Annotated in this window: 16 protein-coding genes and 1 other RNA gene; 4 read left to right on the top strand and 13 right to left on the bottom strand. The window is 43.3% G+C overall.

Annotation, left to right across the window (positions count from 1 at the left end):
* Positions 1-156 precede the first annotated feature (156 nt).
* The 4 genes from rnpB to groL form a co-directional block, all read right to left on the bottom strand.
* Positions 157-585: RNase P RNA component class A (rnpB, locus tag CDG79_RS01585), an RNA gene on the bottom strand.
* A 46-nt stretch (positions 586-631) separates the two neighbouring features.
* Positions 632-1,330, bottom strand: a complete 699-nt coding sequence (locus CDG79_RS01580; protein ID WP_094339936.1) for a hypothetical protein — start codon at positions 1,328-1,330, stop codon at positions 632-634.
* 64 nt (positions 1,331-1,394) lie between these two features.
* Positions 1,395-2,537, bottom strand: a complete 1,143-nt coding sequence (corA, locus tag CDG79_RS01575; protein WP_094339934.1) for a magnesium/cobalt transporter CorA — start codon at positions 2,535-2,537, stop codon at positions 1,395-1,397.
* A 361-nt stretch (positions 2,538-2,898) separates the two neighbouring features.
* Positions 2,899-4,581, bottom strand: coding sequence for a chaperonin GroEL (groL, locus tag CDG79_RS01570; protein WP_094339932.1), 1,683 nt, complete (start codon positions 4,579-4,581; stop codon positions 2,899-2,901).
* Between the two features lie 156 nt (positions 4,582-4,737).
* Between groL and CDG79_RS01565 the strand changes: the two genes are divergently transcribed.
* The gene (locus CDG79_RS01565) at positions 4,738-5,820 is read left to right on the top strand and encodes an MraY family glycosyltransferase (protein ID WP_094339928.1); all 1,083 of its coding nucleotides are present in this window, start codon (positions 4,738-4,740) and stop codon (positions 5,818-5,820) included.
* Positions 5,821-6,185: 365 nt separating this feature from the next.
* Here CDG79_RS01565 and fabG read toward each other — a convergent pair whose 3' ends face one another.
* A complete protein-coding gene (gene fabG, locus CDG79_RS01560; protein ID WP_094339926.1) occupies positions 6,186-6,932 on the bottom strand; it encodes a 3-oxoacyl-[acyl-carrier-protein] reductase in 747 nt (248 codons plus the stop codon).
* A 631-nt stretch (positions 6,933-7,563) separates the two neighbouring features.
* Between fabG and trxA the strand changes: the two genes are divergently transcribed.
* The gene (trxA, locus tag CDG79_RS01550) at positions 7,564-7,881 is read left to right on the top strand and encodes a thioredoxin (RefSeq protein WP_094328900.1); all 318 of its coding nucleotides are present in this window, start codon (positions 7,564-7,566) and stop codon (positions 7,879-7,881) included.
* Between the two features lie 559 nt (positions 7,882-8,440).
* Here the strand turns inward: trxA and CDG79_RS01545 are convergent.
* The 8 genes from CDG79_RS01545 to CDG79_RS01510 all read right to left on the bottom strand — a co-directional run bounded on the left by CDG79_RS01545 (position 8,441) and on the right by CDG79_RS01510 (position 21,214).
* On the bottom strand, positions 8,441-11,611 hold the full coding sequence (locus tag CDG79_RS01545) for an efflux RND transporter permease subunit (protein WP_317616567.1): 3,171 nt from the start codon (positions 11,609-11,611) through the stop codon (positions 8,441-8,443).
* A 36-nt stretch (positions 11,612-11,647) separates the two neighbouring features.
* Complete coding sequence (locus CDG79_RS01540) at positions 11,648-12,631, bottom strand: HEAT repeat domain-containing protein (RefSeq protein ID WP_094339919.1); 984 nt, start codon at positions 12,629-12,631, stop codon at positions 11,648-11,650.
* Between the two features lie 60 nt (positions 12,632-12,691).
* Positions 12,692-15,814: an efflux RND transporter permease subunit gene (locus tag CDG79_RS01535; protein WP_094339916.1), complete on the bottom strand. Its 3,123-nt coding sequence runs from the start codon at positions 15,812-15,814 to the stop codon at positions 12,692-12,694.
* Positions 15,811-17,328 carry an efflux RND transporter periplasmic adaptor subunit gene (locus tag CDG79_RS01530; RefSeq protein ID WP_223277971.1) on the bottom strand — a complete coding sequence of 506 codons (1,518 nt, stop codon included), beginning with the start codon at positions 17,326-17,328 and terminating at the stop codon, positions 15,811-15,813. The genes CDG79_RS01535 and CDG79_RS01530 overlap by 4 nt, the downstream gene beginning before the upstream one ends.
* Before the next feature lie 157 nt (positions 17,329-17,485).
* The gene (locus CDG79_RS01525; protein ID WP_094339914.1) at positions 17,486-18,448 is read right to left on the bottom strand and encodes an RNA polymerase sigma factor, RpoD/SigA family; all 963 of its coding nucleotides are present in this window, start codon (positions 18,446-18,448) and stop codon (positions 17,486-17,488) included.
* Between the two features lie 20 nt (positions 18,449-18,468).
* Positions 18,469-19,377, bottom strand: coding sequence for a hypothetical protein (locus CDG79_RS01520; RefSeq protein WP_094339912.1), 909 nt, complete (start codon positions 19,375-19,377; stop codon positions 18,469-18,471).
* 63 nt (positions 19,378-19,440) lie between these two features.
* Positions 19,441-20,721, bottom strand: a complete 1,281-nt coding sequence (locus tag CDG79_RS01515) for a S41 family peptidase (protein WP_094339909.1) — start codon at positions 20,719-20,721, stop codon at positions 19,441-19,443.
* Between the two features lie 103 nt (positions 20,722-20,824).
* Positions 20,825-21,214, bottom strand: a complete 390-nt coding sequence (locus CDG79_RS01510) for a hypothetical protein (protein WP_094333138.1) — start codon at positions 21,212-21,214, stop codon at positions 20,825-20,827.
* 335 nt (positions 21,215-21,549) lie between these two features.
* On the opposite strand from CDG79_RS01510, the gene CDG79_RS01505 reads away from it, so the two are divergent.
* Both CDG79_RS01505 and CDG79_RS01500 read left to right on the top strand, forming a co-directional pair.
* Entirely contained in the window at positions 21,550-22,764 is a 1,215-nt protein-coding gene (locus tag CDG79_RS01505) for a sensor histidine kinase (RefSeq protein ID WP_223277970.1), read from the top strand.
* A gap of 2 nt (positions 22,765-22,766) precedes the next feature.
* Positions 22,767-23,414, top strand: coding sequence for a response regulator (locus CDG79_RS01500; protein ID WP_094333141.1), 648 nt, complete (start codon positions 22,767-22,769; stop codon positions 23,412-23,414).
* The last annotated feature ends 82 nt before the right edge of the window (positions 23,415-23,496 follow it).

Genomic DNA, 23,496 nt, shown 5'->3' with positions numbered 1-23,496 from the left:
TCAAGAGAAGCTGTTTGGACTCTATCGGGTTAAATGGCATCTGGATACAGCATTAGAGATATTGGGAATGCTCTAAATAATGAATGAATCATGGTAAAAAATCAGTACAAAAAATAATAGAGTACAAACCGTGAAAGGTTCATACTCCATTGCAGGGGAAAGAGCAGTACATAAGCCGGGTTCTGTTCTCTTGCGAGGGCAGTTATCTATCTGGGACGCTTGTTACCAAACGCCTCTAGCGGCTCTCATTGAGCGGAACTGGTAAAAAACCAACCGTAGTTCCTATCGCCTTGCTCCCAACCGGGGTTTACCGAGCCAGCACCTCTCGATACTGCTGGTGCGCTCTTACCGCACCTTTGCACCCTTACCAGGTTGGGGATTGGGGATTAGGGATTGGGGATTAGGAAAATTCTTCCCAGTCCCCAGTCCCTAGTCCCCAGCCCCTAATCCTGGCGGTATCTTTCTGTGGCACTATCCTCACGATCGCTCGCACTGGACGTTATCCAGCAAGTTTGGTTTTTCGGGAGTCCGGACTTTCCTCAAACCAGTAACTAGGACTGATCTGCAACCGCCTGCGTCTACTCTCTCCTTAGATCCAGTGTAATCTTGGATGGCATAGTCTGTCTGGTTGCTATTGCTTTTTTTTATTCCAAGGTAAAGCGTAAGTCCAAGGTAGTTTCTTGACTGTGAAAGGACAATTGATAATACTAATGGGAGGGAAATCACGGCCTGGGGATAGACCTAAACGCACTTCAGATACTCTGAGCACCAACTGTAGGGAAAACTCCAACTCCTTTCTTCTGTTAATAAAGTCGTTGTACAACTTTTTTTGCCCTTTTTGTAGCCCGTTGATATCAATTAGTGGTTTTTTCGCTGAATAGGTTCCAGCTTCTTTATCGCGCTCGAATACATCTTCTGCTGTCACTGTTTCAGAAAGTGTTTTCTTGGGAGCAATCAGGCTAGGACTTTGGGGTACTGCTAAGTCGCGGGTTAAGTCTGGTGATTTCCGAATCACACGGCGCGATTGCTTGCTATGTTCAACTACTAAAGAACTGTTGTCCCAGTCAACGTATAGGGCAATATTATCAGATTTATTTTCAATGCTAATTCCTAAATCTTTCAGATCGTCTATCGGATATGAAGGTTTGAGTTTAAAGGAAATCCCAATTTTATCGTCGAGATTTTGTTCTTTGAGTTGCTCGTCAACGATTCCTTTTTTAAACTCAAACTTAATTTGATCGTCAATGGATTCAACCATGCGGTTAAAAACATAGGCAACACCGATAATATAAACAGTCAAAACGATTAAATTCTGGTCGCTACTCCTCATAAATTATAATATTAACTCCCAGTGCTAATGAATGTATATTTGATTCGTCGCCTATCTGCAATTATTAATTACGTTTAATTGTTACAGAATTTTGCAGCCAGCCCCGTTGCCAAAAGAAGAATAGCAAACCAAGTGCGATCGCAGCCATTACTGCCAAGCAAAGTGGATATCCCCAATACCAATTCAATTCCGGCATATTATATGGTGATTTTTCAGTATTGAAATTCATACCATATATTCCGGCCACAAAAGTCAGTGGAATGAAAATTGTTGAAACTACTGTTAGTACCTTCATGATTTCATTCATTTTATTACTCACTGCCGAAAGGTACACATCCATTAATCCAGATGCTAGTTCTCGATAAGTTTCCACCATATCCATCACTTGCACTGTATGGTCATAACAATCTCGCAAGTAGATTCGCACTTCTTCACCAATTAGTTCGCTACCATCTCGAATTAAGGAATTAATTGCATCTCGCTGGGGCCAGATAGCCCGACGCAATTGCAGTAATTCTCGCCTAATTTGGTAAATATTTTGTAGTGTTTGTGGGGTTGGTTTGACTATTACCTCCTCTTCCAGTTCTTCGATTCGCTCCCCATAAAGCTCTAGTACCGGGAAAAAGCCATCAATGATTGCATCTAACACGGCATAAGCTAAATAATCGGCTCCTTGTTTGCGAATGATCCCTTTGCTTTTTTCAATTCGCGATCGCACTCCTTCAAAACAATCATGTTCTGGTTCTTCTTGGACTGTCAGCAAATAATTTTTCCCTAATATCAAACTCACTTGCTCGCTGTAAAAACCACATGTTCTTTCTTTTGCTACTACCATGCGGGCAATGAATAGCAATTGGTCTTCATAATCCTCTGTTTTAGGACGCTCCGGTACATTGACTATATCTTCTAAAACTAGAGGATGTAACTCAAAAACTTTACCCAGTCGTTGTAATATGTCTTGACTGCCTAAACCTTGTACATCTACCCAAGAAATGGATTCGCTATCAAGATATGAGACACACTCTTCCGGGGTTGCTATTTGTTCGCGGATGAAATTGGTTTGGTTATAGTCAATCAAAAAAATTATCGGTGGTGGAGCATCTTCATCAATAAAAATTGTTCCAGGCATAGTCCCTGGTTGGTGATGAAACTCATCTTCATATAGCCTAGTTACTATTTTGGGAAGACGACGCAGTTTTCGTACCATGCAATATTACCTACATTGGGAATTGGGAATTGGGCATTGTTAAAAATAACTAACCAGCAATCCGATAATTATTTTGATTTATTTCAGCTTTTGCTATCAATATTACAAAAATTAATACATAAACTGTAATTTTTAGATTAAGGAATTATTTAGGTTGGGTAATTTAGGAATCAGCATTTTTTTAGTGGCCAGTTGTATTCACGACAAACTACTGATAGCTATGATGATTATTTTTATTTATGCCCAGCTACTTCCCAGCAATAGAGATAACATATCGGCTCTGAATCAGCAATGCTATAAAAAAACAGTTTGCCTTGGCAAGACAAACTGCTGAAAAAATATTTATCTGGATGAGCAGAAGTTAGAACATGCCCATGCCGCCCATGCCGCCCATACCGCCCATGCCACCCATGCCACCCATACCGCCCATACCGCCCATATCAGGGGCAGGAGCAGCAGATTTCTTCTCTGGCTTTTCAACAACGATCGCTTCGGTGGTTAAGACCAAACCAGCAATGGAACCAGCATTTTGCAAAGCTGAACGCACAACTTTGGCAGGGTCGATAATACCCGCAGCGATCAAGTCTTCAAATTCCCCGGTAGCAGCGTTGTAGCCAATGTTGAACTCACTGTCTCGGACTTTAGAGACGATCACAGAACCTTCAGCACCTGCGTTATCTGCTATTTGACGCAAGGGAGCTTCTAGCGCTCGTTCGACTATATCAGCCCCAATTTTTTCTTCTTCGCTTTCTAAGCTGTTTTTAATCGCTTGTACTGTCTTAGCTAAGTGAATTAGGGTAGTTCCACCACCAGGAACAATACCTTCTTCCACGGCGGCTTTAGTAGCGTTCAGCGCGTCTTCAATTCGCAGTTTACGGTCTTTGAGTTCGGTTTCGGTTGCCGCACCCACTTTAATCACTGCCACACCGCCAGCGAGCTTGGCGATGCGTTCTTGCAGTTTTTCTTGATCGTATTCAGAATCGGTTTCTTCCAACTGTCTGCGAATTTGACCAATCCGCTTTTGTACTTCTGGCTTGGTGACACTGCCAGCTACAATGGTGGTGCTTTCTTTGTCAATGGTGATTTTGCGGGCAGTTCCCAGTGCTTCTAGAGAAGCAGTATCCAAACTTAAGCCGATTTCTTCAGAAATCAACTGTCCATCGGTGAGAATAGCAATATCTTCTAACAAAGCTTTGCGGCGATCGCCAAATCCAGGTGCTTTAATAGCAGCAACGGCTAGTACACCCCGCGCTTTGTTCACGACCAAAGTTGCCAAAGCATCACCTTCGACATCTTCAGCGATAATCAGCAAGGGCTGACCGGAACGGGCGACTTTTTCCAAAATTGGCACTAAATCTTGGATGCTGCTGATTTTTTTATCTGTCAGCAAGATCCGGGCGTTTTCAAATTCCACAATTTGGCGCTCGTTGTTGGTGACGAAGTAGGGAGAAATGTAACCCCTGTCAATCTGCATCCCCTCAACTACTTCTAGTTCAGTGGTTAAGGATTTAGATTCTTCAACGGTAATGACACCATCTTTGGTGACTTTTTCCATTGCTTGGGCTAACATTTGACCAACTTCTTCATCGTTACCAGCAGAGACAGTGGCAACTTGAGCGATCGCACTTCCTTCTACTGGCTTGGCTACCCTGGCAATTTCTTTTACCAGTGCCTCAATGGTTTTGTCGATCCCGCGTTTCAAGCTAACTGGATTAGTACCCGCCGCGACGTTCTTCAAACCTTCCCGAATCAAGGCTTGTGCCAAAACTGTAGCAGTGGTAGTGCCATCCCCAGCAACATCTTTAGTTTTTGAGGCTACTTCCTGGATGAGTCTTGCACCAGTATTTTCCAAAGGATCTTCTAATTCAATTTCCTTGGCAACAGTGATACCATCGTTGACAATTTGAGGTGCGCCAAATTTTTTCTCTAAAAGGACATTGCGACCTTTGGGCCCCAAGGTGATTTTTACGGCATCGGCAAGGGCGTTAACACCCCTTTCTAGAGCTCGCCGCGATTCCTCGTCAAATGCAATAATTTTCGCCATGTTTTATTTCTCTAGCGCTTCCATTAGACAATTTAGCACTCACAGAGCAAGAGTGCTAATCTCTCAATCGGCTCAAGTTACAAATAGAAATAAAAAATTGATTAATATACAGGTGATGCTCATATTAGATACTGGCAGTAATGCTTGAATTGGGAGATGAATCTAGACAACTCCCTTAAGTCCCTTGGTATTGCCGACCCTAGCGGCACCGGCTGGTTGGCGGTAGTATTTACGTTTCTCTTAGCTTGGGTTGTAACCTGGCGTTTAATTCCGACAATCCGCAAATTCGCCTTGCGGGTAGGCTGGGCTGACCAACCCAACGCCCGACGACTCAACCGAGAACCTTTACCCAATGCAGGGGGGCTGGCTATCTACGCGGGTGTAATTGCCGCGCTGGTATTAGCTAGCCTTTTACGACCGATCGAACTCCAAAACGTATTGGTTCAGGTGCTCACTATTCTATTGGGGGGTTCGATATTAGTCCTTGTGGGCTTTATCGACGATCAGTTCGGCTTACCGCCCTCTGTTCGATTGTGGGCGCAAATTGTCACGGCACTGTTACTGGTAGCTAATGGCATCAGCGTCAAAGTCCTGTTTGGCACTCCCATCGACTCGCTTCTATCCATGTTGCTAACAGTACTATGGGTAGTAGGGATTACCAATGCCATCAACTTGATGGATGGTATGGATGGCTTGGCAGGAGGAATTAGCTTTATTACCGCCATGAGTTTGTTGGGGGTTGCAGCCCAATTTAACAATCGTGCAGCGGCAATCTTAGTACTCGCAGCTTTGGGAGGTGCTGCACTAGGATTTTTGCGCCATAACTTCCACCCATCACGAATTATTATGGGTGATGCCGGAGCATACTTTTTCGGCTATGTACTGGCAGCAACTAGTATTTTAGGCAAACTGCAACAAAACACCGTTTATGCGCTAATTCCTACGGTTTTATTTCTGTTGTTACCGGTGCTAGACACCACTCAAGTATTTGTGCGGCGGCTGCTAGCAGGAAATAACCCTCTCAGTACTCCTGGCAAAGACCATCTGCACCACCGTTTACTTGCTTGGGGACTCTCCCAGCGCCATGCTGCGTTTACGCTTTGGTCAATTACCTTAGTTTTTAACTTGCTGGCGATGAGAATACAAGGTATGAGTTTGGCTGTGATGGTGGCTACCGCTAGTAGTATTATCCTACTTTTGGGCTTTACTGTCTGGCAAAGGATACGCCAACAGCCTTAGTTGCTTGTAGGGTGGGCATTACAATGCTAGCCCTACTATGCTTTATTCTCTGTATGAAAGCAAAATCCAAAATTGTTTGATTCAGTCAACCAAAAATTCAAGCTGTTCGATACATAACTGACTGATGAGGCAGGAGGCAGAGATAGCAGTGGTTTAAGTCCCCCACTGAACTCTCGTAAAAAAGCGGGAAGCAAACGCAACAGTAGCTTCAATTCATCCGGGGTCGAATCCCCTGCATCCTTTAATGACTATTAACTCAGCAGTAAGTAAGTTGGCACAATAAAACCAAACTGTGTGAAGAAAAGTAAATAAGGCTCAAACCCTTTTTCCTCCTGCTCCCTGCTCCCTGCCTTAACCTACTTAATTTAGGCCATTACCATGCCACCATCGACATTAAAAACCTGTCCGGTGATGTAGGTGGCGGCGGGATCGGCGGCAAGGAAGCGCACCATCCCAGCTACTTCTTCAGGCTGACCGAAACGACCGAGAGGGATGTATTTCAGAATATCTTCGGGGTTGTTGAGATCGCTGGTCATGTCGGTGGCGATGAATCCAGGGGCGACGGCGTTAACGGTGATGCCGCGAGTAGCCAGTTCTTTGGCAACGCTTTTGGTGAAGCCAATTACACCGGCTTTGGCGGCGCTGTAGTTGGACTGACCTGGGTTGCCTATTTGCCCAGCAACGGAGGTAATGTTAATAATTCGACCCGATCGCTGTTTGAGCATAATTTTACTGACGGCGCGTGTACATAAGAAAACACCAGTTAAGTTAAGGTCTATCACAGCTTGCCAATCTTCTGGCTTCAAACGCAAAAGCAGTGTGTCGCGAGTAATTCCTGCGTTGTTGACTAAAATATCCACACGCTTAAACTTTTCCATGACGGCGTTAACTAGTGCGTCTACTCGATCGCTTTTAGAAACATCTGCTTGAATAGCGATCGCTTCCCCTCCCGCTTCTGTAATTTCTGTAACAACTGTCTCGGCTGCTGCACTCGAACTGGCATAATTGATAACTGCGATCGCTCCTTGTGAGGCCAATTCAATTGCGATCGCTCGGCCAATTCCTCGTGAAGCACCTGTGATAATAGCAACTTTACCTTCTAATAGTGTCATTTAATGTTCCTCAATCTTAGAAATACCGCGCTAATTATCTTATGGTGATTTAGGTAACATCTGAATATTGTCTGGATAATTAAATATCTATGACTAGTACACCACGGCGTAAATAAAGCTACCATTTCAAATCAACGAAAGGCTTACGCTGTATTCATTTTGAATTTTGAATTTTGAATTTTGAATTCCGCCTTGCGGTACTAGTACCAATTCTGTATGAAGATGCGCCAAACTACATAAGGAATGAACCGCAAAGGGCGCATAGACGCGGAGCGGCTTCCCGCAGGGTAGGACACGAAGAAAGAAAGAGGAAGCCAATGGAATTTGGCGCAGCCTCACAAATAAATGGTATAAGAAGTATTGCAGCTACGCCTCTAATAGAAATCACTTTTGTGAAAGCTTCTATAGTTATTTAGTTGGTCGGGATAAATTTAAATACATACTTAAGAATCTATACACATAAATGCAAAGGATATGCGAATTTTATTATAATTATTTAATATTTTTGGCTAAATAATAAGTCTATATTGGTTAATCTAATCGTTTTACAATAAAAACCTATGAACCTATACCGATTTTATTTTCTAAGAATTACTATTGAAACAAACAATTGAAAATCGGTGTGTGTCACATGGCAACTAAAAAACAATTTGACAGCTTTGAAGAGATGCTGTCTGCTTCTGATGTACCTGTATTAGTAGATTTTTACGCTGACTGGTGTGGGCCATGTCAAATGATGGTGCCAATTTTAGAGCAAGTCAATGCCCAACTTAAAGATCGCTTGCGGATTGTCAAAATTGACACAGAAAAATACACAGATTTGGCGAGTCAATATAAAATTTCCTCTCTCCCAACCTTAGTACTATTTAAGCAGGGTCAGCCTGTGGAACGGATAGAGGGAGTAATGCAAGCACCACAGTTGGTGCAGTATCTACAAACAAAGATTTAAGAACACTTAGAATTTATATTTTGGTTCTTAGAGACGCGACATGTCGCGTCTCTTTCAGTAGATATTGATTGAACTTCTAGCAGATAAAACCTTAAGTAAACATTAAGCATATCTACTTATACGTCTAGAGAAAGTAGTTTATAAATTGAGATAGCTATATTGTTTAGATATAAAAAATTCTCTTGACAAGCAAAAAAATATATGGAAAATTTTCAGAAAAAACCTGACAAAGCCTATATTTGGGTGAATATCGATTTTGATAAGGTCAAACATAGAATAAATGAGGTGACTTGCCAGATTGAGCAGGTTATACAAAAGCACCAACTGTCAAATCAAACTCGTAACTCAGACAAAATAAACAATTAAGTTATGTGTAAAGCGATGTCTCCTTTTACTTTTTGATCTTCATCGAGAATCTGTGACGGGGAAAAAGTATTTGCCAAAAAGCCAGGGTTTTTGGCGGATAAAGAAAACCGAGTTTTTAATTTTGGATAAAGTCGAGCTAAGTGTGGGGAGAAGCACTGCATATAGAAATAACAAAGCGGGCTAATTTCCCTTGCTACGTTTTGAAGAAAAAGCGGTAAGACTTCGGTTGTCCAAGCTTTTTCCGCAATGCTTCCATGTAAATGTAAAATACCGGAGTCAGATAGAGAGTTAATATCTGAGAGAACAGCAATCCACCAACGATCGCAATCCCCAAAGGACGACGCGCTTCTGAACCGACTCCCGTTCCCAATGCAATGGGGAGTGTGCCAATTAAAGCTGCCATCGTCGTCATCATAATCGGGCGGAAGCGAATCAAGCAAGCGGCATAGATGGCATCAAAGGAATTTTTCCCTTCCTTGCGTTGTGCTTCAATGGCAAAGTCCACCAGCATAATCCCGTTTTTCTTGACGATACCCACTAGCAGGATGATGCCGATGAAAGAGTAAAGGTTTAAATCAACCTGGAAAATCAGCAGCGTTAGTAATGCACCAAAACCCGCCGAAGGTAAACCGGAAAGAATGGTAATCGGGTGAATAAAATCCTCATAGAGGATACCGAGAATTAGGTAGATTACTAAAATAGACACCAACAACAACACACCTAAATCGTTAAAAGACTGTTGAAAGGTTTGGGCTGAACCCTGAAAGCTGGTGGTAATTGTTGAAGGTAGTATCTCACTGGCTACTTGCTTGATGGCATCTGTAGCCTGACTGAGAGACGTTCCTGGGAGGGTGTCAAAAGATATCGTTGAAGAAGGGAGTTGAGCAACGTGAGCGACAGTGAGGGGGCCGACATTTTGGGTGATATTTGCGATCGCACTCAGGGGAACAAGTTTCCCAGTACTCGATTGCACATAGAGCATGGATAGGGCGGTAGGATCTCGCTGAAACTCCGGTTTTACTTCTAAGATTACATAGAATTGGTCATTTGGAGTATAGATAGTGGAAACCTGGCTAGAACCATAAGCGGCGCTGAGGGTTTGTTGAACCAGTTCGGCGGTAATGCCAAGGGTTGCAGCTTTATTGTGGTCAATTTGGACTTGGATTTGGGGAGTGCTGAGTTGTAAATCGCTGTCAACGTCTCGGAGTCCTGGTAGAGTTTTGACTTTATCTACAAGTTTAGGAACGTATTGGCGTAAGTCTTGCAGATTTAAACTCTGCAACGTGAACTGATAAGTAGAATTAGTTTGTTGTCCACCGATGGGAATAGCTGGCGGAGAGCGGAGGAATGTCTTAATCCCAGTTGTCCGCCTTAACTTGGGGGTTAACTCTTGAATGATTTCGTCGGCGCTGAGTTTCCGTTTAGAACGTGGCTTGAGCCGAATTGTAATTCGCCCGGAATTCACGGAGGCGTTAGGGCCACTTGCACCCACAATGGAATCAACTGCTTCAATATTGGGGTCTTGACGAATGATATCGACAACCTTTTGTTGGTGACGACGCATATCATCAAAAGAAATATCTTGTGCTGCTTTCGTGTTCCCCATCAGTTGTCCGGTGTCTTCGGTGGGAATAAAGCCTTTGGGAACGATGACGAACAAATAGACAGTCATTATCAGCAAAATACCAGAACCGATGAGTGTCATCAGGCGGTATTTTAAAATCGGCTTGAGCGTCCAATCATATCCTTGCAGTAGTAAATCAAATGCTCGTTCTGAAACGCGATACACCAGATTTGGCTTTTGCTGATGGGATGAACTTAAGAAACGACTGCACAACATTGGGGTGAGACTGAGGGAAACAAAACCCGAAACCAAAATTGCCACTGCGATCGTCACGGCAAATTCATGAAATAATTTACCGATTATTCCACTCATAAACATGATGGGGATAAACACCGCCACTAGGGAAAGTGTCATTGACAAAATGGTAAAGCTGATTTCCCTCGATCCCTTTAATGCCGCATCTAGGGGAGATTCGCCCATTTCTCGATAACGGACAATATTTTCCAATACCACGATCGCATCATCTACCACAAAACCCACAGAAAGGGTCAACGCCATGAGGGAGAGGTTGTCTAAGGAAAAGCCCGACAGATACATCACAGCGAAAGTGCCAATGATGGCTACAGGTAGCGCCAAACTGGGAATCAGCGTCGCAGTTGTGTCACGCAAGAATAAGAAAATAACTAAGACAACTAGACAAACCGAGAGAACCAAGGTAAATTTTACGTCGTTGACAGAGGCGCGGATAGTTTGGGAGCGATCGTACATAATCCCCATTTCAATGGATTTGGGAACTTGTTCGCGGAGTGTCGGTAAAAGTTTCTGGATGGAATCAACAATATTTACCGTGTTTGCACCTGGCTGCGGCTGTACGGCGAGAACAACAGAATGGCGATTTGTCACCTTCTGATCGCTATACAAATTCGAGACTTTGACGTTTTGTTCGCTGTCAATCACCTGCCCCAAATCCTGGAGACGCACGGGTGCGCCATTCTTGTAAGTTACAATCAACTGGCGATAGCCGGCAGCGTCGGTAAGTTGACCATTCGCTTGAATCGTATAACTTTTGTAAGTGCCAGAAAGACTGCCAGTTGGCAAGTTGACATTTCCTTGTTGAATGGCAGTTTTTACTTGACTTAGACCAATTCCCCTTGATGCCAACTCTCGCGGATCGAGTTGGACGCGGACTGCATACTGCTGTTGACCAAAAACCTGTACCTGAGCAACACCATCAATCATCGAGATGGGTTGACCAACCGTTACCTCCGCGTATTCATCTACTGTGGAGATTGGCTGTGTCTCAGAATACATATAGAGGAAGAGAACTGGCGAGACAGAGGGGTTGACTTTCCGGTAAGTGGGGGGGTGAGGCATTCCGGCGGGGAGTTGTCCGGCGGCGGCTGAGATGGCTGCTTGCACATCTTTGGCGGCATCTTCGACTCTGCGGCTGAAGTCAAATTGGAGGGAGATGTTGGTGCTAGCAGTTGAACTGGTGGAATTGAAGGAATTGAGTCCGGCAATTTCGGTAAACTGTCTTTCTAGAGGTGCGGCGACCGAAGATGCCATTGTTTCGGGGGTGGCACCAGGGAGACTAGCAGAGACAGAAATAAAAGGATATTCAACGTTGGGTAGGGCACTGATGGGTAAGAGGAAATAACTCATCAGACCGAAGATGAGGATACCGATCATCACCAAGGTGGTCATGACTGGACGACGGATGAATGGTTCTGAAAGGTTCATGGGTTTTGTTATCCCAGAAATGTGATATGGTAGCGGTGCGATCGCTAAATATAATTTCAACGTGAATTTGATCAATCTGTAATAGGTGCAACAACCTTATCTTTGATTTCTAAACATATCTAACGCCTCCTTCACTGCTTCTTTAACAACTGGATCTGGATCTTCTAAAAGCTGCGATACAAACTCCACAGCCTCAAATGCTTTGATTTTTCCTAAAGCAAAGGCCGACCGACTCCGAACCCATTTGCTAGGGTGTTGAAGTCCTTGAATTAAGGCATCTACTGCTCGAAGTTCTTCGAGTACTAATACGACAGAAAAGCCGGAATCATATTTTTCGTCTTGCAGCAGATTCAGAAGAGTATTAACTACTTTATTTTTCAGGTTACTTGGGGGAATTTCTATTCCATAGCTATTGCTCATATATAGGTCGTTATGAAGTAGTTGTACGGTTTGCCAAGAGGAATCTTCAGGAAATATCTTCAGAAATCTTTCGAGAGCTAAGTCTGTAATTCCTGAGTTGTATTTTCGATATGCAGCAGCATACTTTTTCTCATCTTTCTCTATGTAACCTTTGCAATCGATGAACAATCCCCCAGTCTCATAAGATTCCGCTAGGGTCAACATCATGGCTGTTAAATTGGTGTATCGCAGTGAAATTTCTACAATTTCGGAGATATGAATTACAGGAGAAGTTGTTTGTTCATCATCCGTTGCGACAACTGCTAAAAACTCGACATCTGACATACAGACTGGCAAGACAGGTTTACCTGCATACTTATACATCAAGGCTATTTCTTCATGTTCCTCTTCCCAAGTTTGAGCTTCTGACACTGCTGAATCTAAACTTAGAAGAAACATAGGATAAAATATCCAATCATCTTCTACACAGCCATCCATTGGGTATCCATTTGACCATTCATAAATTTCCCGAACTTCTTTGGATACTTTAAAAGATAGGGTACTCAACACATTATCTATTTCTAATGGACTTAAACCTGATGCCAATGATGCAATCTTTGCTGGATGATTTTCTTGAAACCAGTCATGAATTCGGGTTAATGCATCTTTAATATCTGACATAAGTGTTTAATTCATAATTGAGAAAATCAGATTTAGTCTTGGTTTTCAGATGATTGAAAATCACGATCGCCCTCCTGTAAATGAAAATACCCGCCGGAACTTAACTCGACTGAGTTTGTTCCGCCATGATTCCATATATATATAGAACACAGGGGTTAAATACAGGGTTAATATCTGAGAAAATACCAGTCCCCCCACAACTGCAATCCCTAGAGGACGGCGGGATTCGGAACCAGCCCCAAATCCGATCGCAATAGGTAAGGTTCCCATTAATGCTGCCATTGTGGTCATCATAATCGGACGGAAGCGCACCAAACACGCTTGATAAATCGCCTCGGAGGGTTTTTTCAATTCTTCTCGCTGGGCAACGATCGCAAAATCCACCATCATGATCCCGTTTTTCTTAACGATGCCCACCAATAAAATTATGCCGATGAAGGAGTAAACATTGAGTTCAACGTGGAATATCATCAGCGTTAACAATGCCCCAAAACCTGCTGAGGGCAAACCAGAAAGAATTGTAATTGGGTGAATGAAATCTTCGTAGAGAACGCCCAGAATCAGATAAATTACGAGAATAGCGATCGCTAATAACAAACCCAAACTCGGCAGTGAACTTTGAAATACCTGGCTTGCACCCTGAAAGCTGGTGCTAATGCTGGCAGGAATCACCCGATCGATCAGTTTTTGAATCTCTTCGTTGGCATTTCCCAAGGATACACCAGGGGCCAGGTTAAAGGAAATGGTGGCGGCGTTCATCCGACCGTTATGATTGACCATTAACGGGCTGACTCCCTGAGACAGTTTGGCGAATGTCTTGAGAGGTACTGCTACTCCAGTGCTGGAGTTAACGTACAATGTCAGCAGAGCGTTGATATCCTGCTGATACTGGGGCGCTAATTCTAAAATTACCTGATACTCATTGGTGGCTGCATAGATGGTTGACACTTGGTAAGAGCCATAAGCACTTCTCAGGGTATTTTCAATTGTCTGGGCGGTAATCCCATAAGTTGAGGCTTTATCGCGGTCAATGTCAATTTGAATTTTGGAAGCAAATTGTAAATCGCTGTTGACATCCTGGAGTTCTGTCATCTCCTTCATCTTGAGAACAAGTTGGGGAACATATTCTTGTAAGGGCTTGACATCCGAACTCTGAAGTGCAACTTGATAAAGTCCCGTACTTTGTTGAGCGCCAATCGGTATCGCTGGGGGATTTTGTAAGAATACTTGGATGCCGGGAACAGTGGCGAGTTGGGTTCGCAAATCTTGAATGATTTCATCGGCACTAAGCTGGCGCTGCGATCGCGGTTTTAACCGAATGAACAAACTGCCGGAATTGGCTGCAACTGCTGCCCCACCGCCACTAGCACTAGATCCCGCCCCAATATTGGAGTTGACTGCATCGACATTTGGGTTTTGGCGAATCAGGTTAGCAACTGTTTGCTGATGCTGGACAAGATTATCAAAGGATGCATCTTCGGCTGCTTGGGTAATGCCTGTAATTTGTCCGGTATCTTCGCTAGGAATAAAGCCTTTGGGAACTACCACTAATAGCCCAACCGTCACCGCCAATAAAAAGACGGATAAAATCATCGTGGTGAAGTGATATTTTAAGACTTTTTTCAGACTCCAATCGTACAAACCCAGGAAGCGATCGAAGACATATTCAGAAGCTTGATATAACCGACTTTGATTAGCATGATCCACAGGACGCAGAAAACGGCTGCACAACATGGGAGTCAGACTCAAAGACACAAAACCAGAGACGAGAATTGCAACTGCGATCGTCACAGCAAATTCATGAAATAATCGTCCCAGCACCTCACTCATGAACAACATGGGAATGAAGACTGCAACTAAGGAAAGGGTCATCGATAGGATGGTAAAACCAATTTCTCTCGACCCATTCAACGCTGCTTCTAGGGGACGTTCCCCCATTTCCATGTGCCGGACGATATTTTCTAGCATAACGATCGCATCATCCACTACAAAGCCCACTGAAAGGGTCAACGCCATCAGTGATAGGTTATCTAGTGAGTAGTGCAGCAAATACATCACCGCAAAAGTTCCAATCAGCGAAACAGGTAATGCCAAACTGGGAATCACCGTCGCCGAGAGGTTCCGTAAAAAGATGAAAATTACTAAGATAACGAGAGCGATCGTCAAAATCAACGTAAATCTGACATCATCTACTGAATCTCGAATCGACTGAGATGCATCATAGAGAACCCCAATTTCCACGGATGCCGGAATTTGCTCTCGCAACTTCGGCAGCAAATTCTTAATTGTGTCTACGACTTGCACCGTATTGGTTCCAGGCTGTCTTTGAATGGTAAGAATAATGGCGCGAGTATTGTTATACCAACTTGCTACTTTGTCATTTTCTACACTGTCAATAATCCTACCCAGTTGATTGAGATAGATAGGCATTCCATCTTTATAAGAGACAATCAACTGGCGATAAGCAGCCGCATCTTCAAGTTGCCCGTTAGTCTGGACTGTAAAATTCTTATGATTTCCCGAAAGACTGCCGGTAGGTAAATTGACGTTACCCTGTTGAATCGCCGTCGCCACCTGATCTAACCCAATTTGTCGCGTAGCTAATTGCTGGGGATCGAGTTGAATTCGAGCCGCATACTTTTGCGAACCGTAGACGGCTACCTGTGCCACCCCATTGATTGTAGATAGCTTTTGCGCCAAATAAGTCTCAGCATAATTGTCTACCTGGGAAAGGGGCAGAGTGGGAGAGTCTAAATAAAGGTAAAGAATCGGTTGATCGGCGGGGTTAACTTTGCTGTAAGTGGGAGGATTGGGTAAATCAGTCGCAATTTGCCCGGATGCTCCCGATATGGCTGCTTCCACATCCTGCGCCGCATCATCAATATTGCGGCTCAAGTTGAATTGCAGGGTAATTTGAGTCTGTCCCAAAGTGCTAGTTGAGTTGAGCGAATCGAGTCCAGCAATGCTAGAAAATTGCTTCTCTAAAGGACGAGCAACCGATGCTGCCATCGTTTCGGGACTAGCTCCTGGTCGGGAGGCGCTGACCTGAATTGTGGGATAATCCACACTGGGTAAATCGCTAATTGGCAGTAAGCGATAACTCATGAAACCGAAAATCAAAATCGCCGTCATCACCAGAGTCGTCATGATCGGGCGGCGGATAAATGGTTCTGAAAGGTTCATGAATCACCTCCCCCTGACTTACGGGAATGATTTCTTCTTGGCTGATTTGAGTCATTACCGCCTTGGGAATTGGCGGCTGTTTTGACGCGGATTTTGCCCCCCGAAACCAGATTTGCTTGACCATCGGTGACAATTTTATCGCCTGGTTGCGGCCCTTTCTCAATCACATCTAGTCCATTAATGGTGCTGCTAACTGTAACTGGCACATTTTCCACCGTCATATCTGGCTTAACTACAAAAACAAACTGACCATCCGGGCCATTCTGCACGGCTTGGGAGGGTACAACCGTTGCATTGGGTTCTTCGGTCAATGTTAGCGTTGCATTCACAAATTGACCGGGAAACAAATATCCTTGAGCGTTATCAAAGTCGCCAATTAGTTGAATTGTCCCTGTAGTGTTATCTACCGTATTGTTGACAAACGTCAAAGTACCTGGTACTGAATGAGCTTGATCGTTGGGGAACGTCACATCTACCTTCAGCTTGCCATTCTGCATATACTTTTGTACCTGGGGTAGATTTGTTTCAGGAACGGAAAAAGCAACTTGAATCGGGCGAATTTGGGTCAGAGTCACAAGGGGAGTCGTGCTGTTAGCTTGCACCACATTCCCCTGAGTCACCAGAATATTGCCAGCGCGACCATCAATTGGCGCATAAATTTTGGAGTAAGATAATTGCACTTTGGTATTGTCTAATGCTCCCTGGTCGGAACGGACAACAGCTTGAGCATTAGCGATCGCAGCTTGATCGCCCCTGACAACAGCTTGAGCATTAGTCAGCGCCACTCGATCGCTTTGTAAAACAGCTTCAGCATTAGCGATCGCTTCTCGATCGGCTTGGAGGGTTGCTGTGGCCGATTTACTATTAGAAGCATATTGTTGGGCTTGATCTAAACTAATCGCACCCTTTTTATATAACTCACCATAGCGATCGCTCTGTCCTTTGGCAAATTCTGCTTGGGCTTGATCTTTCGCCAAAGTCGCCTGGGCTTGTCGTACCAAGGCTTGGTCTTTAATTAAAGTCGCCCTAGCTTGCTCTATTTGACCCAAATCTCTAGTCAATCCATCTCTAGCTTGTTGTACCGAAGCTTGGTCTTTGGCGACAGTTCCTTGAGCTTGCTGAATTGCAGCAGCTTGCGATCGGTCATCTAGGGTAAACAAAAGTTGTCCCTTTTTCACATCTTGACCTTTCTTAAAATAAACTCCAATAATCCGTCCACTAGCTTCGGGCGTAATCGATACCGTAGATCCTGATTGCACATTGCCGATCGCTTGCAATTGTAACGGAACTGTTTTTTGTGTCACCATCGCCACCGTTACAGGTGTTACTTGCTGCTTATTACGTCCAGATTTTTCAGTTTTGTCTGACTTGGCTGCACCTGCATGGATAAAAAAACCCAGTCCAGCCAGCAACAGCACCCCCAAAACCACCAAAATAATCTTTCTTGGCGATCGCGGTAAATTTGGTTTCACACTATTCTCAGTCAAACGCTCATTCACAATTTCATTGTTCATCAGAACCTCCAGAGGATTTTGGTTTATTAAAAACAGAATTCAGCATCACAGGACTGACGCAAATATCTCTCAAACCTCATTTTTCCGTGTCCTCTGCGCCTCTGCGGTTCGTTATTTCGGACTAATTAATTCTGAATTCTGGTTTTTGCATTCCTTTTCAATATTTACTTAACTGCTGCTGTAAAAGATTTAGAGCTTGTTTTTCTATCTGCCTGACTCGTTCTCGACTCATACCCATCCGCTGACCAATCTGTTCTAGAGAAAGTTGATGTCCATCTCTTAAACCAAAGTGCAAATTTAATATTTCTTGTTGTTGGCGAGAGAGATTTGATAATAAACTTTCAACCTCATGATTGAGAAATTCCTCTGTGGTAGAGCTATTGACCGAATACCTAGAATCTTCTATTAAGTCTTGTAATCTTATATCTTTTTCTGAGTTAACTCGAATATCTAGAGATATAGTTTGACGAGCCAAAAGGAGAAATTCTCGAATCTGACTAGGCTTTAAAGAAAGTGCATTAGCAATTTCTGTACTGGTAGGAATGCGACCCAGCTTTTGAGATAACTCTCGCTGAACACGCTTAATTTTATTTAACTTTTCATTGATGTGAATAGGTAATCGAATAGTGCGTCCTTGCTGGGCGATCGCTCTGGTAATTCCTTGACGAATCCACCAGTAAACGTAAGTTGAAAATCTGTAGCCTAATGCCGGATTGAATTTCTCAACCCCTCTTTCCAAACCCAATGTACCTTCTTGAATTAAGTCCAATAGCTCTAAATTACGTCTCTGATATTGCTTGGCAATTGACACCACAAGCCGAAGATTAGACGCGATCATTTTCTGCTTGGCTTTTTTCCCTTGATTTAATTGCTGAATTAGTTCGTGTTCGCTTAACTGCATCTGATTAGCCCATTCTGGCAGCGTGGGTATACGGTTTAATTCAACAGCCAGTTTTTCTGATTCAGCAAGTATTCTCATCATCTGCTGAACTTGTTGGGCAAAAATAATTTCTTGTTCCTGGGTTAACAGAGGTATGCGTCCAATTTCTTGAAGATAGGCCCGGACTGTATCAGTTGTAGCTTTACTAGCTTTATTCTCTATAAATGTTAAGTTACTCATACTGACTTAGCCTCCGTCTATTAATTAGGGTGTTTTGAATTAGGGAAAAACCGCAGATAGTGACTTGATGAGCCATAAAGACTTTTATAAAAAAACCAGGTATCAAGCACTAGCTCCAAAAGAGCAATCAACACCCAAATTGCTAGAGAAACAATTACAGGTAGACTGAGATCGGGAAACTTCCTTTGCAAATCGATAATGCCAAACAACAGCAAAAATAGGAGGGAAACTCCCAGAAGAAATGACAACTTAACGATCGCGAGAATGAAACGGCTGATCTCTAAGATGCGATTGTAAAGTCTGGAAAATCTCTCCAGGATTTCTTCCATATTATTGATGACAAGTAAAATTTGTTGTTGCTGTAAATGGGTAGCTAAGGAGGAATTTTGCTGCACTTGCGTCCATTCATATTCATCCTTGAAATTATCTAAAAGCTTGTCCAAAGGTGGCATGTGGGAACTAGTTGCCCAGATTGGGAAATCTTTTAAATGCAAGGGAACTAAATAGTTAATCAGCGCTATCAGAGTTTGCTCAAAATTACTGAGTTCGGTGGGAAGAGACTGAGTTAGACGAATGAGTTGGTCAATCTGAATCTGAAGTGTATAGTAGTCCTCATACCGCCTTTGAGCGATTAACTGACTAGTAAAAGTCAGGAAAACAATCAATACCCCCAATAAAGCAGCTAAAGACTGGGATACAGCAGAAAAGAATTCAATTGCCACCTGTTTAGGCACTGTCAGCCAGGGTGCGTTTTCCCGCATAGCAAAAAGCAAGGTGGTAACAAATACAAGCCCGACGATCGCTAGCTGATGGTGGGTAACAGTAGTTATGACTGTCCGCACAAAAGGAGTGTTACTGAGTTTAACCAGGATTTGCAGACCTGGGACTGGTTCACACGTTTGAAGTCGTTGGGCTTTGCGGGTTGACATGATTGCCCTTTAAGAAGATACAGTTGCTAACTTGTTGACAAGAGTAAATATTCTCAACAAGTCTTATTTCCCACCCTGTAAACTCGCATGATTAGCCCCCGACTGAATCAATTGGCTCAGGTTATCAACAGCCTTAGCATACTGAGGATCGGCTAATGTTCCCAAGGTTTGGTTTTCTACTAATGCTTTCTGTTGTGCCTCGGTTAACGCCACGGTAATATCTGGTGCAATACCGACATGATTAATATCTCTACCTTTGGGTGTGTAGTATTTAGCGATGGTTAGTTTCAACCCCGAACCATCCTCCAGAGGCTCTACGGATTGAACTAAACCTTTACCAAAGGTGCGAGTCCCTACTAACGTAGCGCGATTATCATCTTGTAGCGCTCCTGACAGAATTTCGCTGGCGCTAGCAGATCCCTTATCCACCAGTATCACTAAGGGTTTGTTGGTGAGAGGATGTCCCGACGCATTGTAGTTATCTTTAACTCGATCTCGATTTACCAAAGAGACGATCGCTCCTTGCTTTAACCACATACTGGCAATTTGCAAACTCGCATCCAGCAGTCCACCCGGATCGGAACGCAGATCCAAAACGTAGCCCTGCACCTGCTGTTTTTCTAATGCTTCTATTGCGCGATGCATCTCTGCGGGAGACGTTTCCGTAAACTGTGGTAAACGAATGTAACCAATCTTACCCACTGCTGTTGTTTGCGTGTTGTAAGTTACAGGATAGATGGCAATATTCGCGCGAGTCAGGGTGAAAGTTTGCGATTGGCTAGCCCGTTGAATCGTGAGTACTACCTTGGTTCCCACAGGGCCCACAATCCGCTTAACGGCATCCTCTATTTTCATTCCCTGAGTTATTTCACCGTTAATCTGGACAATTAAATCACCCGGCAAAATGCCCGCTTTAAAAGCAGGTGTTCCTTGAATCGGGGCGATAACAGTTAAGGCTTTAGTTTTTTCATTCTCTCCCAGTTCCAGCCCTACACCAGTGAGGTTGCCAGAAAGATCGCTATTTAGGGCTTTAAATTCTTGGGGGTCGTAAAACTCAGTGTAGCGATCGCCTAATTTAGCTACCATTTCTTGAATTGCCCCATAAGCCTGTTTATTGGAACTATAGGAGCGGCTAAGATACTGCTGTCGAATTGCTTTCCAATCTTGATGGTTAAAGCTGACATCAACATAATTTTTATCTAGGATTTGCCATACCTCATCCACCAATTTTTGAGGGCTAGGTTGGGTTTTACCTAGAGCTTTGGAAGCGGAGAAACTACTTCCTGTCAAGATTGCGGCAATGACAGCTAGTTCTATCCTGACAATTAATTTTTGCTTGAACATAATTTAACTATTAAAGAAGAATACAGAATTATGAATTCAGAATTCAGAATGAATTCTATCTGAATTCTGACTCCTGAATTCTGAATTATGTTTGATAAAACCACTAGGACTTATCTTGAGATTGCCCTTTCCTGTGGGGATAGGCAGTCTTAAAAATATCCTGAATTTTAGTTTTTTGTTCAGCCGTGAGATTCAGGCTGAACACTGCTTTACGCATTTTTTCACCTTGTTGCAATTTCGCTGACAATTCCTTTACTTGATCTGGGGTCAAAACTGCCTCAACTTGTTGGCGAATTGCCTCGCGCTTCTGGGCGCGTTCCGGCGTATTTGCTCCAGGAGAGCTTGGCGCAGAAGTGTTCGTATCAGATACCTTTGTGCCACCATTGTCACCTTGAGACACATCTGGAGACTTAGAACTGGTGCAACCCGTCATTCCTCCAATTAGGAGAGTTGCAAATAAAAGGGTTGGTAAAATTATCTGTTTTTTAATCATTTACTTCTCTGGTTTTTGTTGTATGTAATATGATTGTTCTGACTCAATTTAGGTTTATGACTGTCTAGAAGATGTTTGAAAAGTTGCGGCTTGACTCATACCAGCTAATCTTAAAAGTTGGGATAGATTTGTGCATGAACTAGAATTCCTAACCTGACCAGGAAAAAAGTACTGAAGTTATTATGACTTTTTTCCTAATTTAGGAATAATTAATCAGTCGGAACGGCTCTATCGATTTTAGATACAGATTCGTTATATAGGAAGAAGAGTTTCATCCTAAAATTGTGAAAATACCTATGGTTTTGTCACAAAGGCCATTGAGTTGGAACAGTTCTATGATTCGCTTGACCTACCCATCGTTTCGTCTGTTACTTTACTTAGAGTGGCTGTTATTAGCTACGGCAATGTTCATGGAAGTTCTGCTGCCGTTTGAGTTTTCTTGGTCGTTGCCACTGCGAGTTGTTGCGATCGCAACTTTCAGCTTGATGGGCTTGAGACTACCAATGGTGAAGCTGGAAACGAAATTATTTTATACAGTCCTGGAATTCGGTTTAATTTTGCTGCCAACAACTCAACATAGCTTATCTAGTCGCTCCGTTTTCCTGCTGTGTCTGGTACTAGTGATGCGGAGTTGTCTAATATTTAAGCAATCGGGACAGCTGGCTGTCTTGGTTTTATCTCTGCTTACTTATGCAACACTGCTTTTATCAAGACCAATTTTACCTGAGAATTTTAGGCGAGATATAATTGCCATGTCTTGGGATTGGCGATTAAGTAATATATTATTGTTTAGCTTAACGTTAGTATTCGCTTTGTTGTTAATTAATGCTCTGCTTGCAGAGCGCCAAAGTCGAGAGCAGTTAGAAATTGCCCATTTGCAATTAGAGATCACCAATCAACAGCTGTGTCAGTATGCGCTACGGATTGAAGACCAGGCAACCTTACAGGAACGCAACCGAATTGCCCGCGAAATCCATGATGGATTAGGACACACTCTAGTCGCCCAAACTATTCAAATTAATAACACTCTATTGTTTTGGGAATCAAATAATGACAAAGCATTGGTATTTCTCAAACAGGCAAAGGAATTAGGGGCTGAGGCGCTGCTGGAAATTCGGCGATCGCTTTCTGTGTTACGTTCAAATCCTTTGCAAGGACAATCTCTCACATCAGCCATTGAAAAGCTGCTAACAGATTTTCAGCAAACCACAGGTATTGAACCGTCTTATAAAATTGACGTGCCGCACACTTTACCAACTGAAGTAAACACGGCCCTCTACCGGATTGTGCAAGAATCGCTGACAAATATTTGCAAACACGCTCAAGCAACAAGTGTCACCATTGGCTTACTCGCTCACGCTGGGATGATTCATCTGTCAATCGAAGATAATGGACAAGGATTTAATCCCACTCAAAATACAACCGGGTTTGGGTTACAAGGAATGCGAGAACGAGCGGTTGCACTGGGCGCTCAGTTGAATCTTAACAGTAAACTAGGAACAGGTTGCTGTATTTCTGTTTCTTTGCCACTATCAAAGCTGTTGTTTTAGCTATGATTCGGATTTTATTAGTTGACGATCAGCATCTTATTCGCCAGGGACTTAAGAGTATGCTTGAGTCCAATGCAGAGATGCAGGTAATTGGTGAGGCGGAGAATGGGCAACGGGCACTCGAACAGATTCTGGCACTGCAACCCGATATTGTGCTTATGGATGTTCGGATGCCTGTAATGGATGGAGTTGCGACAACAAAAGCGATCGCTCAACAATATCCCAACATCAAAGTTCTCGTCCTCACCACCTTCGATGATGATGAGTATGTTTTCCAGGCGATGCGGCTGGGTGCAAAGGGTTATTTACTCAAGGACACCGAACCAGAGGAACTCATGTTGGCAATTCGATCCGTCTATAAGGGACAAACCCTACTCGGCCCGGGATTGTTTGAGAAAGCACTCACGCCCATTGCCGCGCCTGTCCCTTCTGTGCAACCTCCTCCAGAATTGGCACAACTCACACCCAGAGAATTAGATGTATTACGATTAATTGCTTGTGGAGCTAACAACCGTGAAATTGCTGAATCGCTGTTTCTTTCAGAAAATACTGTTAAGAATTATGTTACCAGTATTTTAAGTAGGTTGAGTTTGCGCGATCGCACTCAAGCCGCTTTATTTGCCCATTCGTTGTTTGGTGGTTCTAAATAGCTTTAGAATCTTGCGGCTAATTCTTCATAATATTGGGTTTGATTTCTAGCTAACAAATCGCACTGGCATCATAATATTGCGT

The sequence above is a fragment of the Nostoc sp. 'Peltigera membranacea cyanobiont' 232 genome (assembly GCF_002245985.1).
Taxonomy (GTDB): Bacteria; Cyanobacteriota; Cyanobacteriia; order Cyanobacteriales; family Nostocaceae; genus Nostoc.
Note: the sequence above shows the minus strand (reverse complement) of the source record. Positions and strands in the feature narration are given on the sequence as shown.